10 protein-coding genes are annotated in these 15,596 nt (G+C 39.1%); 5 read left to right on the top strand and 5 right to left on the bottom strand.

What is annotated here, in order from left to right:
• Window positions 1-53: 53 nt before the first annotated feature.
• Window positions 54-3,398: a DUF4175 family protein gene (locus IPI99_01100; protein ID MBK7339104.1), complete on the top strand. Its 3,345-nt coding sequence runs from the start codon at window positions 54-56 to the stop codon at window positions 3,396-3,398.
• Window positions 3,398-3,790, top strand: coding sequence for an ATP-binding protein (locus tag IPI99_01095; GenBank protein MBK7339103.1), 393 nt, complete (start codon window positions 3,398-3,400; stop codon window positions 3,788-3,790). Before IPI99_01100 ends, IPI99_01095 begins: the two co-directional genes overlap by 1 nt.
• A 36-nt stretch (window positions 3,791-3,826) precedes the next feature.
• Here IPI99_01095 and IPI99_01090 read toward each other — a convergent pair whose 3' ends face one another.
• From IPI99_01090 to IPI99_01070, 5 genes are all read right to left on the bottom strand, one after another.
• Window positions 3,827-4,708, bottom strand: a complete 882-nt coding sequence (locus IPI99_01090; protein MBK7339102.1) for a pirin family protein — start codon at window positions 4,706-4,708, stop codon at window positions 3,827-3,829.
• A gap of 110 nt (window positions 4,709-4,818) precedes the next feature.
• Window positions 4,819-7,578, bottom strand: coding sequence for a hypothetical protein (locus IPI99_01085; protein ID MBK7339101.1), 2,760 nt, complete (start codon window positions 7,576-7,578; stop codon window positions 4,819-4,821).
• Window positions 7,579-7,662: 84 nt separating this feature from the next.
• On the bottom strand, window positions 7,663-9,087 hold the full coding sequence (locus IPI99_01080; GenBank protein MBK7339100.1) for a hypothetical protein: 1,425 nt from the start codon (window positions 9,085-9,087) through the stop codon (window positions 7,663-7,665).
• Window positions 9,068-9,637: a sigma-70 family RNA polymerase sigma factor gene (locus IPI99_01075; GenBank protein ID MBK7339099.1), complete on the bottom strand. Its 570-nt coding sequence runs from the start codon at window positions 9,635-9,637 to the stop codon at window positions 9,068-9,070. The genes IPI99_01080 and IPI99_01075 overlap by 20 nt, the downstream gene beginning before the upstream one ends.
• 13 nt (window positions 9,638-9,650) lie before the next feature.
• Window positions 9,651-11,381: a carboxypeptidase regulatory-like domain-containing protein gene (locus IPI99_01070; protein ID MBK7339098.1), complete on the bottom strand. Its 1,731-nt coding sequence runs from the start codon at window positions 11,379-11,381 to the stop codon at window positions 9,651-9,653.
• A 393-nt stretch (window positions 11,382-11,774) separates the two neighbouring features.
• On the opposite strand from IPI99_01070, the gene IPI99_01065 reads away from it, so the two are divergent.
• From IPI99_01065 to IPI99_01055, 3 genes are read left to right on the top strand one after another with little or no spacing between them, the layout of a single operon-like run.
• Entirely contained in the window at window positions 11,775-12,461 is a 687-nt protein-coding gene (locus tag IPI99_01065; protein ID MBK7339097.1) for a succinate dehydrogenase cytochrome b subunit, read from the top strand.
• Between the two features lie 55 nt (window positions 12,462-12,516).
• Window positions 12,517-14,517, top strand: coding sequence for a fumarate reductase/succinate dehydrogenase flavoprotein subunit (locus tag IPI99_01060; GenBank protein ID MBK7339096.1), 2,001 nt, complete (start codon window positions 12,517-12,519; stop codon window positions 14,515-14,517).
• Window positions 14,518-14,569: 52 nt separating this feature from the next.
• Window positions 14,570-15,325 carry a succinate dehydrogenase/fumarate reductase iron-sulfur subunit gene (locus tag IPI99_01055; GenBank protein ID MBK7339095.1) on the top strand — a complete coding sequence of 252 codons (756 nt, stop codon included), beginning with the start codon at window positions 14,570-14,572 and terminating at the stop codon, window positions 15,323-15,325.
• The last annotated feature ends 271 nt before the right edge of the window (window positions 15,326-15,596 follow it).

Raw genomic sequence — 15,596 nt, 5'->3', positions numbered from 1 at the left:
GCTACCGGGAATTTTTAAACCTTTTCTTACGTTCAACAGATTGAAGGAGAATTATGCAGTGGAACCAAAATTATTATGAAGAACTCATCCACAAGGTGGATGCTTTCACGCGGAAGTATTATATCAATCAACTGATCCGCGGTAGTCTTTATTTTATAGGGCTCGTTACAGTAGTGTTCCTAGCTTTCAACTTGCTTGAACATTATTTCTATTTTTCTAAGGCAGTCAGGAAAATTTTATTTTTTAGTTTTATTGGACTCTTTGGACTCAGTTTGTGGCATTGGGTGATCACACCGATGATGCATTATTTTAAACTGGGCAAACTCATCAGCCAGGAAGAAGCCGCTAAAATCATAGGCACGCATTTCTCTAATGTTAAGGATAAGTTGATCAACGTACTTCAACTTAAATCTCAGTCCGTAGGTTATACCGATCGCACGCTGATCGATGCGAGTATCCAGCAAAAAGCTTCAGAACTTAAACCCGTTCCATTTGTCGCCGCCATAGACCTCCAGAAGAACAGAAAATACATTCAATATGCGATACTGCCATTGTTCCTCCTGGGTTCACTGTGGCTGTGGTCTCCTTCGCTGATCAAAGATCCAACTACAAGATTAATTCAAAATGACAAGGAGTTTGAACGTGAGGCATTATTCCATTTTGAACTTTCGGCTCAAGAGCTCAAAGCAAGGCAGAATTCTGATTTTACGATACATGCAAAAGTCAGTGGAACTGTCATGCCTTCGGAAGCCTTTATCGTAATTGATCAGTTTCCTTATCGAATGCAGAAAATTTCTGACGACGAGTATAGCTATACTTTCAACAATATCCAACACGACACTGAGTTTAAACTGAAATCAGGTGAAATAGAATCATCCGCTTTTCAATTGAAAGTCATCAGGCAGGCAGTGTTAGAAGGATTTGATGCGAAGTTGAATTATCCGGGATACACTGGGAGAAAAAACGAGACACTTCGGAATACAGGTGATTTGAATGTTCCTCAAGGCACTCGTGTCGATTTTCTTTGGAATACGATAAATGCAGATGAATTGAAAGTGCGTTGGGGCAATCAGTGGAACAATGAACTTCAGCGGAGTGGAGAGAATAGCTTTCAATCTTCTTATAGAGCGATGAAAGATCAATCGTACACACTTTATTTTAAAAATGCAGAAGCAGATTCTTATGATTCTGTGACTTATTCGATCAGTATCATTCCTGACCAATATCCTGAAATCAGGGTGGATCCTTTTCAAGACAGTACCGACACAAAAGTAGTTTACCTCGCAGGGGATGCATCGGATGATTATGGCCTGAATAGACTTGAATTTTTGTACCAAATCAAACATGCAAACGGCCAGCCGGAAGCTTTGCAAAAAGTACCAGTAAACTTACAATCCGGACAAGGCACAAATTCGGCTTTCAGACATGTCTTTGATATGACAACACTGAATCTCCTTCCGGGAGACATGGTGAGTTATTATTTTGAAATTTGGGATAATGATGCGGTCAATGGAAGCAAATCCTCAAAGAGCAGCATGCTTGAGTTTAGACAACGTTCCACCGAAGAGATGACAAAGCAGGAAGAACAAAATAATGCTGACATCAAAGCAGAGATGGAGAAATCAGTAAGGGATGCCAAAAAATTACAACAAAAACTAGCTGACTTCAAAAATAAAATGCTGCAGGAAAAAGACGTTCAGTGGCAAAATAAAAAGGATCTCGAAAAACTTATGAAGGAACAAGAAGACATCCAGAAAAATTTTGAGGATGCAAAGAAAAAGTTTGACGACAATCTAAAAAACCAAAATCAACATAGCCAGCCTGACGAAAATCTACTGGAAAAACAACAGCAATTACAAAAAATGATGAATGAATCTATGTCTGATGAAATGAAGCAACTCATGAAACAGATCCAAGATCTCATGCAGGAGTTGAACAAAGATCAGGCTGTTCAGATGTCAGAAAAATTTGAAAATAAAACTCAGGAATTGACCAAAGAGATGGATCGCCTCCTTGAATTATTCAAAGAACTGGAATTGGAAAAAACAAGAAAAGACGAGATAGATAAGTTGCGGGAATTGGCAGATGAGCAGAAAAAGCTTGCTGAAAAAACAGAGAAAAAAGAAGAGTCTAAAGAAAACCTGGAAAAGAAACAAGATGAACTCAACAAGAAGTTTGACGATATTCAGAAAAAACAAGAAGATATCCAAAAGAAGAACAAAGAGCTAGAGAAACCAAAGGATATCAAGGATCGTAAAGCTGAGAGTGAAAGTATCAAGAAAGATATGGAGCAGTCTAAGGATAAGTTGAATAAGTCTGAAAACTCATCTGCGTCAGAAAAACAAAAAGAGGCAGCAAATAAAATGGAAGAGCAGGCTGAATCGATGGAACAAGAAATGCAATCAGGAGAAAAGGAACAACACGAAGAAGATATAAAAGTCATCAGGCAGTTGTTGGAAAATTTGGTTGCACTGTCTTTTGATCAGGAGTCGTTGATCAAAGAAATGTCACAAACCAATCCTCAGACACCACATTATGTATCGTTGGTGCAGGATCAATTCAGGTTAAAAGACAATTTTAGACTCATCGAGGATACTTTGACAGAACTAAGCAAGCGAGTTTTTGAGATTTCAACTTATGTGATGGACAAGGTCGATGAGATCAATGACAATTTTAAACAGACCATAAATCACCTTGAAGCCAGATCAGTCTCAGCGGCGAGCGGAAATCAGCATCGAGTGATGAAAAATGCGAATGACCTTGCTGTGATGCTCTCAGAAACTCTATCTAAAAAACAGAAGAAAGCTGCATCCTGTAATAAGCCCGGAAACGGTTCCTGTAACAAACCCGGTGGTACCGGAAAGAAGCCTGGAAAGAGTAAAAGTCCGAGTGATAAAATTTCTCAGGGGCAAACAAAACTTGGTGATGATATGAAAAAGCTGCAACAAAAAATGCAGAACGGCGAAGGGAAGTTGAGCAAAGAGTTTGCAGAGCTTGCTGCTAAACAAGCACAGCTCAGAAAAATGCTCCAGGAACTCGAACAAGAGAAGAAAGAGCGTGGAGAGGGAGGAGGCCAACTGAAGGACATCCAGAACGAAATGAACAAAACAGAAAAGGAGTTGGTCAACAAGCAGCTTACAAATGAAACGCTCAAAAGGCAACAAGAAATAACCACTAGACTTCTGGAGGCTGAAAGAGCAGAAAGAGAACGAGAATACAAAGAGGAGAGAAAATCAGAAACTGGTACGAATATTGATCGAAAATTTCCGCCACAGCTCGAAGAATATATCAAACAGCGTCAAGCAGAAACAGAATGGTTCAAGCAAGTATCTCCGGATCTGAAACCCTTCTACAAGAAGTTGGTCGAAGATTATTATCAAAGTCTGAAATCCCGTTAATGATTAGAATTGCATCATTGCCGGCTAACATTTGTCTGATCGAAGGATATTTGGATCGGATTTTTGACGAGTATCATCTGGACAAACGCATATACCCGAATGTACTCGTGACACTGACCGAAGCTGTCAATAATGCCATCATACACGGTAATAAATCTGATGAAAACAAATTTGTGAATCTCAAGACCGTTTATGGTCCTCAATTCATCACGTTCCGCGTATCTGACGAAGGTAGCGGATTCGATCCCCAGGCTATTCCGGATCCTACGCTCCCTGAGAATCTCGACAGATGCGGTGGTCGAGGTGTATTCTTGATGCAAAAATTGTCAGATCAACTTGTTTTTTCTAATGATGGAAGAACTGTGGAGATCTGTTTTACGATCAATAGTTAATTTCTATCAGTTTTTCTTTATAAAGAGTTACTTGTATTATTTCTTTTGCGTTATGTCAAATCTGCCATTGCGAAAGTCTTCCACCGCTTGAATAATTTCCTCGTTTGTGTTCATCACAAATGGACCGTACGCAGCAATAGGTTCATCCAAAGGCAGTGCCGATAAAATTAAAACAGTCGCATCTTTTGAACTGCTGATGTCGAATTCATCACCGTCATATGACATAAGAACCAATTGATTGTTTTTTACGGATTGGTCGTCATTTATTTTTATTTCTCCTTCAAGTACCAACAATGCAGTCCTGTAGTGTTTTGGAAATTCCAGACGTATGGATTTGTTTGAATACAAACTCAATTGCAAAATATGGATCGGAGTAAAAGTCCTGGCAATACCGTCGATACCTTTGTATTGGCCTGCAATCACTTTTAAGTTTCCTCCTTCCTCAGGTAAGGAAATCATAGGAATATTCTTACCGGAAATGCTTTGGTATTGAGGTGCAGTCATTTTTGAACTTGAGGGCAGATTGATCCAAAGCTGGACCATTTGAAAATCTCCACCTTTTTCACTCCATTCTTTTTCATGAAATTCCTGGTGTAAGATTCCGGATCCAGCTGTCATCCATTGAATGTCGCCTTCTGCTATTATCCCACCTCCACCTGAATTGTCTTGGTGTTCTACTTTTCCTTTATAGGCAAATGTCACTGTTTCAAATCCTCTATGTGGATGTATTCCTACCCCGCGAGGAGTTTTAGAAGGTTCGAAATAGTGAGGAGCATTGTAATCTAATAGGATAAATGGATTCATTTCTTCCATGCTCAGACCAGCTTGTGATGGTATGAAATTGTGTACTAAAAATCCGTCTCCTACAAAATGAGCTGTTGGTGCACTGTATATCTTTTTAACATTTTTAGTATTCATAATGATGATTCAACAATGTACTTTGGAAAAAGATGATTCGGTACAATAAAAAAGGCGTCCATCTGAACGCCTTTTTATATTAAAAATGTGATAGGTAAAATCTGAATCGATCATTGTTTCACAAATCTTAGACTGATTTGTTCTACATCTGATTGGATCATTGCTGTATAAACTCCCGGTGCGAGGGAACTGAATTCATCCACATTTTCGTAGACAAGACCTTCTGTGATCTTCAGCTTGCGGTTCAATAATATTGTTCCTGTTGTGCTAGCTATCTTGAGATCTGCTTGGGTTCCTTTCAATTTTCCTTTGATGACAGCTGTAAGATTGACAGGATTTGGTTGAAGAAGCAACTCTGATTTTGGTTCATTGTCTACATCATTGTTCGCAGTAGTCGTGCCAATGGTGAGAACCGGTGCAGCGAGTTCCAGATTTTCGTCAATGACCAAAAGCGGAATCGGATATTGTCTTATGTCAAAGGCCTCACTAACTCTGCAGGATTTCAAACATTGTATGGTGAGTTTGATGAACGATCCTTGAACATTAAAAATAGATGCTGAAGGAGACATTACAAAACTTCTCCAATCACTGGAATTGATTATATAATCTACTTGCGGAACCAGATCAATATTCGGTAAATTTCCTTGAATATTTTTGAGGGATATTTTTGTAGAATCAAACAACTGTCCAATTTGAAAAGCATACAAGTTGTAAGATTTGTTTGTCTGTAGCCACAAGTCGTAGGTTTTTCCGGCCTCAAGATTTTGTTCTTCTATAAAAAATTGGAATTCCAATCCCTCTCTAGCATTGATTTTTTCATCTTTAAAGAGATAACCTGTACTATTTACATCACCTTTCAATACGGCCACAAAGTCAACATCTTTGCGTGGTAAGCCTGTAAGTAGAGTTGAACTCAACAATTGAGGATTTTTTGGATCAGCTGTGTAACATTGTACGGAATTACAACTAAATTGATTTATAAGACCAAGTATTATTCTGCGAATATCAAATAAGTCATATACATTGATCTCATCATCGCAATTCACATCTGCGGCGATTTTTTGGAAAGCATTTAATTTGCTATTTCCAAATAAATACTTCATTATATAAGCAATGTCTGCCGCACTTATTCCATTCAGCCGCCAGTTCATATTGTATTTTGGATGAAGATAGCCAGAGGTGATATGATAGTTTGTGTCAATACAAGTTTGATAATTATTTCCTGAATCTATAGGGCTACAGTTTGCTAATTGAATTAAAGGATTCTGATTTCCGGGATCAAAAGTAAAATCAAACTGATTTACCAAATGCCTTGGATTGAGATAGTAATCAAGTACATTGCCTCCAATGAAAGCGGTTTTCCCTGATTGTGTTGGTTTACCAATAACGTGCAGTGTAGTTGTACACATGCTTACATTACCTGATTCGTCAGTGACAAATACATTGAGGTGAATATCTTGTTCTCCTAAGGGTGTGTTGATAGTCTTTGTTGATTCTGTACCTAATCGATCAAAGCTAAACGAAACTGAACTACATACGTCATAGCTTCCATTGTCAAAATCATCAGCCCAAACAGTTGCTTGCGATAAATTTTGAAGATCAATTGTCAAAATTTGTACACAATTTGCGATGGGAACATCGTTGTCAAGAGAGCAAGACACTTCAATGGTCTGAGTTTTGTTGTAAATGGTTTGGGTACACAAATCTTCGATGGTCCACTTTCTATAATAGCTTGTAAAGTCAGCGCAATTTGAATTGTTTACTACTGCAGAGTCAGTAAAACTATAGTTCAAATTACTGCTGACAGCTACAGGAAAGCCCGAAGATTCAGGATCAGGTGCTCCATTGGATAGTTTTTTCCAGCTATTGGAGCAATCGAATTTTGCGACTGGTTGCAGTAGCGGAAAGTTAGGATCTATTTGTCGAATAACTTTGATGATTTGTGTACAAGTGGTAAACTGTCCATTGGGCAATTGAGCTATCCAGTTTCTGCGTAATATTGCTGTGAATGGATTAGAACAATCCAGGTTTTCAACACTGTCTTTGTATGTCATTAATATTGAACCACATTGACTGGAATCTAAAATTGCTAGAATGTTTTTGCCTTGAATGTTTACTTTAAATCTTGGATCAATGGGTACACCAATAGCACTTGGCGAACTGCTGGAAGTAATTGGAATTATTTTTTCTGTACAATTAAATTTAAAATTTTCAATAAGATCGCAATCGTATTTAGAAAGCTTTGCAATTCCCCAGCAAGAATTTAGTGTCTTGCTATCTATAATTCTAAATTGGAATCGGCTTGGTAATTGATCATTGATGATAGTTAGTTCAGTCCAATAAGTGGTATTAGGGTCGCTTTTCAAGTATTCAATTTTATATTTTCTATCGGGACAATAGCTACCTGCCAAAAATAAGCCAGGTTCTGCATTAATATTTTTTCCGGGAGGCACCGCAATATTGACTTCATCTAAACATACCATTGAAACAGGACAATTAATAATGGATACTTGGCTTGTGACTGCTGTAGTGTTGCCACTAAGATCACTTATATAACAAATGATAGTCATCGGGAAATTTGAATTCCTTGAGATGATCAGAATACTGTCTGAGCTGCGAGGATGAAAAGAAAAGTTGATTTGGTCCAATGGAGTGCAATTGTCAAAGACAAAACTTACGAGTTCTTTTGCATGGAGCCTATAGTTTTGGAGGGTGTCTAGTGGAATATCATATTTTCCTATTGGTGAAACAGAAGGTGGTTCAATGTCCGGATTACACTGAGCATTTGCTGAGAAAAATCCAGATAACGATGTCCACAACAGGAATATGAGTAATAATTTTTGTGGCATGTGTCTTGAAATAATAGTCATAATTGATTACTTTTATGTGTGAATTAAATAGATTAAGCAATTGATCTGGAGGTCGGCATGCCCGCCGGCCTTTTTTATTTTCGTTTAAAACTTCATTCTTATTCCGGAAACCAGTCCCCAGGAACTGTAAGTTTCCTGAACTGAATTCTCCGTAGTTTTGGAGAGACTCATTTCCATTTGTCTTTGGAGCCCTACGTTTAGATCCCATCTGCGACGTATATGATAGATTACCTCTACACCCATAGAAACGTTGCATGTCCATGGAGATTTTTTTGTAAAATCTGCATAATCCTGAAGTTGAATATCATGTGCCCCAGTCTTAATGATTCTCCCTGATCCTTGTGTATATACAGGGATAAGAACTCCAATATTTGCTGAGAAATCCAAACTATTGTAGAGTGAACGCGCATAACGCAATTGAATCGGAATCGAGATTCCGGTGCGGTAATTATTGAGTCTTCTATTGATTTGCGAATATTGCTTCACTTGGATTGTTCCTGTATCTCTATTCGTCTGTCCAAGCGAATTTGTTTTTTCTGAAATAATCTGGCCAGACATCCAAACCTCGGATGTGTCCTTGAAATTCTGGGAAAACGAAATTAAATCCCACCTGTAATCCATTCCCGTACTTACTCTCCAATGAGGCATAAATGAGTATTCTGCCAAAGCTTTCCACGAATGTCTCCACAATGCTGTTTCTGTTTCTGACCGGCCTGTTTTTTGACTTCCATATCCTTTGAAATGTTGTGTCAAAAATCCGTTATACACTTCTACTGCAAGCAAAAACTTAGATGCTTTTTTGATCGGATCCAGTTTATGTTCAGCCATTTTCACCAAAGGAAGGTCGTCCGGATAATGATTGATTGCAATGGTTTGCATGAGACTATTAATTGTTTCCATGCTGCCGGTGTGAAGTGGGATGACTTCCTCTTTTTTTGTTATCAGTAAGGATGGTAACATGTCATTATTCGAAAGAGGAGAGTTTTGGATGAGCACAACAGTACTATTATTTATTGGATTTGTTGTGGTTTGGGATGAAAGGTCTTGATTCTTGTTTGAGGTATAATTAAATTGAAATTTTACATCCGAAATTTTATTTTTTTGTTTGCTTGTTTGCACTGTTGCAGATTTTGGATTTGGGGTATTATATGGCACTAATAAATTTTCTTCATTTTCAGAAGTGAGTTCAGAATTTTGGCTTGCATTGTCATTTGGATTAACTGCTGGCGATGCAATTGAGTTATCTGAGAGCGCAGATATTTTATGTTTTGCAGTATCAATCGATCCATACTGATTTTCAGATGTTGGTATTGATATGTAAATGCCATAGCCCAATAAAACGAAAGTAGTTGCAATACCCAGCCACCAAAAAGGAAAGAGAAATCGTCTCGATTTCTTTTTTTCTTCCAGATGAGGCAATAACAAATCCCATTCTTCATCCAAGTTTATCGTTTCTTTGTGAGAAGAGAAGATGTTTCTTAACCAAGTTTCAAATGATTGTTTTTTCATATTGATGCGAAATATGGTTTTCAATAATTTTTTTTAGAGAGAGTTTCGCTCTCATGTATTGAGATCTGGAACTAGATTCTTTGATTTGAAGGACGTCTGCGATCTCTTTGTGACTCATTTCTTCAAATACGTACATGTTGAGTATGGTTCTGTAACCTTCAGGCAATTGTTTTATCAAATCCAACAGAGATTGTGAATCAAGGTCGTAATTTTGAAATTCTTCTTCTTCATTCAAATCTACTGATGAATCTAGTTCAGTAAACTTAATTTTATTCTTTTTTAAATAATCGAATACAACATTTTTTGTGATAGTATAAACCCATGCATCCAGATTACCTAAAGTTAGATTGAATTGATCTATGTTTTTGAATATGCGTATATAACTCTCTTGAAATAAATCTCTAGCCTGCTCCCGGTCAAAACAGTATCTCTTGCATGTACTCATGACTTTTGGAGATGTCAATTCAAATAGTTTCTTCTGTGCAAGCCTGTCATTGGCTTTGCAGTCAGAAATTAATTGTTGGAGATCATCCTGGGATTGTTGGACCATTCGGGAACTGAATTCAGTTGATTACTGCTTTGAAATAAATCAAGGATGATATGCTGTTTTGCTGAGTTGTTCTATTCTGTACTGCCAGATTAGGAAGAGAACATTCTAATATTTTAAAATTTCCATCCTGAATAAATTGCATTTCAGGTGGACTGATTACCTCTTTGAAAATGTACTTGTCATATAGAAAAGTACCTTGAGTGATTTTCCACAATTGGCCACCCTGCGGATGCGCTGACCTTTCCAGGAATATTCTCTCTGCAAATTGATTTGATTCACTACCAAATTCGAATATAAATACTGCATTCGTCTGATTGGGCTGTGAAATTATTTTAACCCTGCAGTTCATGAATATTGTGTCCACAGTTTCAATTACAAATCTGGCTAGACCCATTGATTTATTTTCACAAATCCGAAGGTCTAAGGTTCGCTTGGTATTTGTACTGATTTCAAGAGGTGAACTTCTTTCACTTGTTTCTGGATGAATTACAGACACTATTAATTTTTCATTGGCACAGGGAAAAATATTGAAGTGGAAATTTCCATCTCCATGTATTGGGAAATCGACAATACTATTTTGGTCGAATTCCACTCTCAAGTATCCATTTGTAATCGTAAGCCCATTGCAGTCGAGGGCAAATCCATTTAATGCATATGCCTCAATCGAATTTGAATCGCACACAATGTCGAAATTCTGATGAGTTTTTTGGGTCTGAAAAGATGCCGAATAGATGTGGTCCTTGCAGGTGCTTTCCACGCTAAGCTGATACTGATTATCGGACGGTAGTACCCATCTGAAGCGTCCTGAAGCACTAGTTAGCGTATTTTGTGATCTGGAATGTTGATCTTGTGTCTCCAGTTCTGAAAATGCCAAGCCCCATCCCTTTTTAGTTTTTGCAGTTCCTTCCACAATGCTGAACTCTGATTTCTTTCCAATTGAAATGAAATCTGTTTTTTTCAAATTTAAATATGTGCGACCTTCTGAGTTTTTGTGTATCTCTGTAGGTGACCATTTGCGCAAGTCAAGCTCGTAAACTATAGCAGCATGTTGATCATCCTGAACCATAGAGCTTGGTAGGAAAAATTCTATTTCTTTGCTCAGAAAAAGTCTTTCATTTGTTTTTACAGACCTGAATTCCATAGCAAAGCCACCGGTCTCTGACAATAGATTTGCTGAACCCTTGTCTGTAAAAACTAAATTTTGGTTTGCATCAATGCCTTTTTGAAGTGAATATTTGGCAGAGACTTTATAGATACCTGAGAAACTTGAACCATTGGCAGTGACCAAAGCCTGTGCAGGAATATTGACATCGTAAACACCGGCATAATCAAATGTCGCAGGAGAATCACTAGAAAAAGAACTGGAAAATATTTTATCTACCAAACCGATTTGCTGGTAACTGTAATCCCCTGCAAAAGCATGGACACTAACTTGTTCCATGAAGAAACCATCTTTCGAAACGATCAAATGATCTTGTGGATCCGAGACCCACACATTTGAGAACTGAAAATGACCATATTCATCTGTTTCTGTACTTTCCTTGCCTACACTCACTTTAGCCCCGATAACAGCCTTGCCATAAGCATCGAAGACTGAACCTGTGAGATTGGATTGGATATACTTGGGCGGAAAAGGTATGTCTACTTTAGTATCCACCTCGTCCGTTTGTCTGCAGCCCGCCAATAAAATGGTCAGGAGACAGATACCAAGGAATATGAATTTCTGATGAAAGAGGCTTTTCATATAGGTAAATACTCAGTAGGCTACCAAAACGTTGCACGCGGTTGCAAATTTATCTATTCCCTATGAAACATAATCCTTTGTGTCTGAAATTAAGGATAAAGCATTGAGTTGAGTTGTTTTGTTCCTTCCCTGGTGGGTGTAAGGTGAAAAATGAGCCGGTGGAAGACATTTTTTTTAATTAAAAATTTTATAGGACAAAATAGGGATATTTCGATCCAAAATTCTGAAATATATAAAAACGATCATGCTTTGTTTCCAAGCAGAGAGGAAAGGCAAATGATCTTTTTGAGCGCAAAAGGCGCTTACAGGTAATCCGCGAAAGGTTTGTCAAATTGATGTATGAATTTAAGAATTTGAGAAGTAGCTTTGCAACAACTCAAAAATTTACTACTCATGGGTTGGTTATCCAGGTTTTTAACTTCCTCGATTGGCCAAAAGCTGATTATGAGTTTGTCGGGCATATTTTTAATGGTATTTCTCATTATTCACTTGCTCGGAAATTTACAGCTTTTGAAGTCAGACGGAGGTGAAGCATTTAACACTTACGCTTACCTTATGACGCATTTTGTTCCGATCAAAATCGTCTCCTATGTCCTTTATTTGTCTATTTTAGTACATGCAATTCAAGGTACTCTGCTCTTTATAAAAAATCGTGGAGCCAAGGGGAGCAAGTACGCTGTCAACTCTAATATCGGCTTGCATTGGGCATCCCGTTATATGATGCATTTTGGGGCAATCATTTTTATATTTTTGATGATTCACCTGTACCAGTTTTGGTTGCAAATGAAAATGGGAGTATTGGAGCAAGTGGAATATACCTCGCTTGACCATAAAGTGTACAATTTGTACAAACCTTGTATAGAAGTGTTTTCCAACCCTCTGTTTGTCGCTTTTTATGTCGTTTCGATGCTGGTACTCGCCTTTCACCTGGCACATGGATTTTGGAGCGCTTTTCAGACTTTGGGTATCAGTCACAAAAAGTATCAGCCTTTGATTAAGTTTGTGGCATTGGTTTATTCTATACTCATTCCTCTGGGTTTTGCTGCAATTCCAATCATTGTATATTTCAGCAATCAATAATTCATTGTAAAAACCAAGACCGGAGAAAGTCCGGGAATATAAAAATTGCGGTTTTATGTCATTAAATTCAAAAATTCCTCAAGGAGAACTCGCTTCCAAATGGACGAAGTACAAATCCAGCATACCTCTGGTTTCTCCTGCAAATAAAAGAAAACTGGATGTAATCGTCGTAGGTACTGGACTCGCAGGAGGTGCAGCAGCTGCCAGTCTGGGAGAGCTCGGTTACAACGTGCATTGCTTCACCTTTCATGATAGCCCTCGGAGAGCACACAGTATTGCAGCTCAGGGAGGAATCAATGCAGCAAAAAACTATCAAAACGACGGAGACAGTGTGTACCGCCTTTTCTATGATACCATCAAAGGCGGTGATTACCGAGCTAGGGAGGCTAACGTATATCGTCTTTCTGAAGTCAGTGCGGCAATTATTGACCAAGCCGTTGCACAAGGTGTTCCTTTTGCCAGGGAATACGGTGGATTGTTGGAAAACAGGTCTTTTGGTGGTGTTCAGGTATCGCGAACATTCTACGCAAGGGGGCAGACCGGTCAACAATTGTTGATAGGCGCCTATCAGTCCTTGTCACGTCAGATTGCTTTGGGAAATGTAAAAATGTACAACAGGCACGAGATGTTGGATTTGGTCATCATCGATGGCAAGGCCAGAGGCATCATTGCCCGCAATCTGCTTACGGGCAAGCTGGAAAGATTTGGTGCTCACGCCGTGGTACTTGGTACGGGTGGATATGGCAATGTATTTTATCTCAGCACAAATGCCATGGGTTCCAATGCTACAGCTGCCTGGAAATCCGTGAAAAGAGGAGCTCTAATGGCCAACCCTTGCTTTACCCAGATACATCCGACATGTATTCCGGTTTCCGGTGACTACCAGTCCAAATTAACGCTCATGTCCGAGTCCCTCAGAAATGATGGCAGGATATGGGTACCAAAGAAAATAGAGGATGCCAAAGCCATCCAGCAAGGTCAAAAACTAGGATCGCAGATTCCCGAAGAAGATAGAGATTATTTTCTGGAGAGGAGATATCCTGCTTATGGTAATCTTGTACCACGGGATGTCGCCTCCAGAGCCGCGAAAACCGAGTGTGACAAGGGCCATGGAGTATCGCCTACCGGTCTGGCGGTGTTTCTTGATTTTTCTTCTGCGATAGAGAGGTATGGACGGTCAAAGGCCAATACCTTGGGAATCCATGATGTCACAGCGGACAAGATCAGGGAACTAGGGGAGCAAGAGGTATCAGAAAAGTATGGTAACCTCTTTGAGATGTACGAAAAAATTACAGGTGAAAATCCGTATAAGACACCTATGAAAATCTATCCGGCGGTTCATTATACCATGGGTGGATTATGGGTTGATTATAATCTGGAGACGAATATACCGGGCTTGTTTGCAACCGGAGAATGCAATTTTTCGGATCATGGTGCCAACCGATTGGGAGCATCGGCTTTGATGCAAGGGCTTGCAGATGGTTATTTTGTTTTACCATATACGATAGGTGTATTTCTGTCTCAGGAGATCAAAACGCCGCACATCGACACCAATCGTCCTGAGTTTATTGATGCAGAAAAGTCTGTCAGACAAAGTCTGCAAAAATTACTTGATATTAAAGGTAATCAGTCTGTTGAATCACTCCACAAGAAGCTGGGCAAGATCATGTGGGATTACTGCGGAATGGCGCGTAACAAAGAAGGATTGGGTAAGGCAAGAGAAATGATTCGTGAGTTGCGAAAAGAATTCTGGAATGACGTGTTTGTTCCCGGAAGTATGGAGGAGTACAACCCTGAGTTGGAAAAAGCCATGAGGGTAGCAGATTTTATGGAGCTCGGTGAACTAATGGTAGTGGATGCTTTGCAGCGCAATGAATCCTGTGGAGGACATTTTAGGGAAGAATATCAGGAAGCAGATGGTGAGACCAAGCGTGATGACGAAAATTACAAGTATGTCGCTGCCTGGGAATGGACAAATGTCGACCAGGAGCCACAACTCACCAAGGAACCATTGGATTATGAAGTAATCAAAATCGTGGCCAGGTCTTATAAATAGGAATATATTTTAATAGTAAAGAAATTTAAATGAGTTTTATAAAAAACTGAACATGTCAAATCTGAATCTCACTCTCAAAGTTTGGAGACAAAAAAATAAAGACACCGAAGGTAAATTGGAGACATACAAAGTGCAGGCAAATGAGCACATGTCTTTTCTTGAAATGATGGATGTGTTAAATCAAAACCTTATCGAACAAAAGCTAGAACCGGTGGCCTTTGATCACGATTGCAGGGAAGGTATTTGTGGCGCTTGTAGTATGGTCATCAACGGCAGACCTCATGGACCTCAGGGAGGGACCACTACCTGTCAGTTGCATATGAGATTCTTTAAGGACGGCGAAACCATCACAGTTGAGCCCTACCATGCCAAGGCTTTTCCAGTGATCAGAGACCTGACTGTGGATCGCAGTTCTTTTGACAGAATTATCCAATCCGGAGGATATATTTCGGTCAATACTGGCCAGGCACAGGATGGAAATGCTATCCCAATAGACAAGGATACTGCGAGTAAGGCTTTCGATGCAGCGGCATGTATTGGGTGTGGTGCTTGTGTTGCCGCCTGTCCCAATGGATCTGCGATGTTATTTACAGCCGCCAAAGTGTCCCATCTAGGATTGCTGCCTCAGGGTAAAGTGGAACATTCCAGGAGAGTGCTGGCTATGGTTCACCAGATGGATGAGGAAGGATTCGGCAGATGTAGCAATGTTGGCGCCTGCGAGGCAGAGTGTCCTAAAGGGATTAGCCTTGAAAACATTGCCAGGATGAACAGAGCATATATAGGAGCCAATTTGGCTAGTGATTTTTAATCCCGGATTTTTTTTCGAGGTACCAGTGGATTAGTTGATGTCCATTGCAGCTGTTAATTATAGTGCTAGAAAATTTATTCTTTCAGCTTGACGAATTTCAGTCTTTCGTGTATGGTGGAAATTGTGGATTTTACCGGATCCAGGTATGGAATATCCCCATAAATCTTTCACAAAATCAAATCTGAATTTTTGGTCTGCATGAGATTCTCCAATTTTTTGATACGCATTGACAATCCATAAAATAATATCTTTCCTTGTTTTCAATAATTCC

This window comes from Saprospiraceae bacterium (assembly GCA_016710235.1).
Lineage (GTDB): Bacteria > Bacteroidota > Bacteroidia > Chitinophagales > Saprospiraceae > Vicinibacter.
This window is presented reverse-complemented; position numbering and strand designations above follow the sequence as displayed.

Excerpts from the sequence above, each read along its gene's own strand:
- IPI99_01070 (MBK7339098.1), bottom strand. The coding sequence starts at position 11,381 with ATGAAAAGCCTCTTTCATCAGAAATTCATATTCCTTGGTATCTGTCTC.
- IPI99_01090 (MBK7339102.1), bottom strand. The coding sequence starts at position 4,708 with ATGAATACTAAAAATGTTAAAAAGATATACAGTGCACCAACAGCTCAT.
- IPI99_01055 (MBK7339095.1), top strand. The coding sequence starts at position 14,570 with ATGTCAAATCTGAATCTCACTCTCAAAGTTTGGAGACAAAAAAATAAA.
- IPI99_01100 (MBK7339104.1), top strand. The coding sequence starts at position 54 with ATGCAGTGGAACCAAAATTATTATGAAGAACTCATCCACAAGGTGGAT.
- IPI99_01065 (MBK7339097.1), top strand. The coding sequence starts at position 11,775 with ATGGGTTGGTTATCCAGGTTTTTAACTTCCTCGATTGGCCAAAAGCTG.
- IPI99_01060 (MBK7339096.1), top strand. The coding sequence starts at position 12,517 with ATGTCATTAAATTCAAAAATTCCTCAAGGAGAACTCGCTTCCAAATGG.
- IPI99_01085 (MBK7339101.1), bottom strand. The coding sequence starts at position 7,578 with ATGACTATTATTTCAAGACACATGCCACAAAAATTATTACTCATATTC.
- IPI99_01075 (MBK7339099.1), bottom strand. The coding sequence starts at position 9,637 with ATGGTCCAACAATCCCAGGATGATCTCCAACAATTAATTTCTGACTGC.
- IPI99_01095 (MBK7339103.1), top strand. The coding sequence starts at position 3,398 with ATGATTAGAATTGCATCATTGCCGGCTAACATTTGTCTGATCGAAGGA.
- IPI99_01080 (MBK7339100.1), bottom strand. The coding sequence starts at position 9,087 with ATGAAAAAACAATCATTTGAAACTTGGTTAAGAAACATCTTCTCTTCT.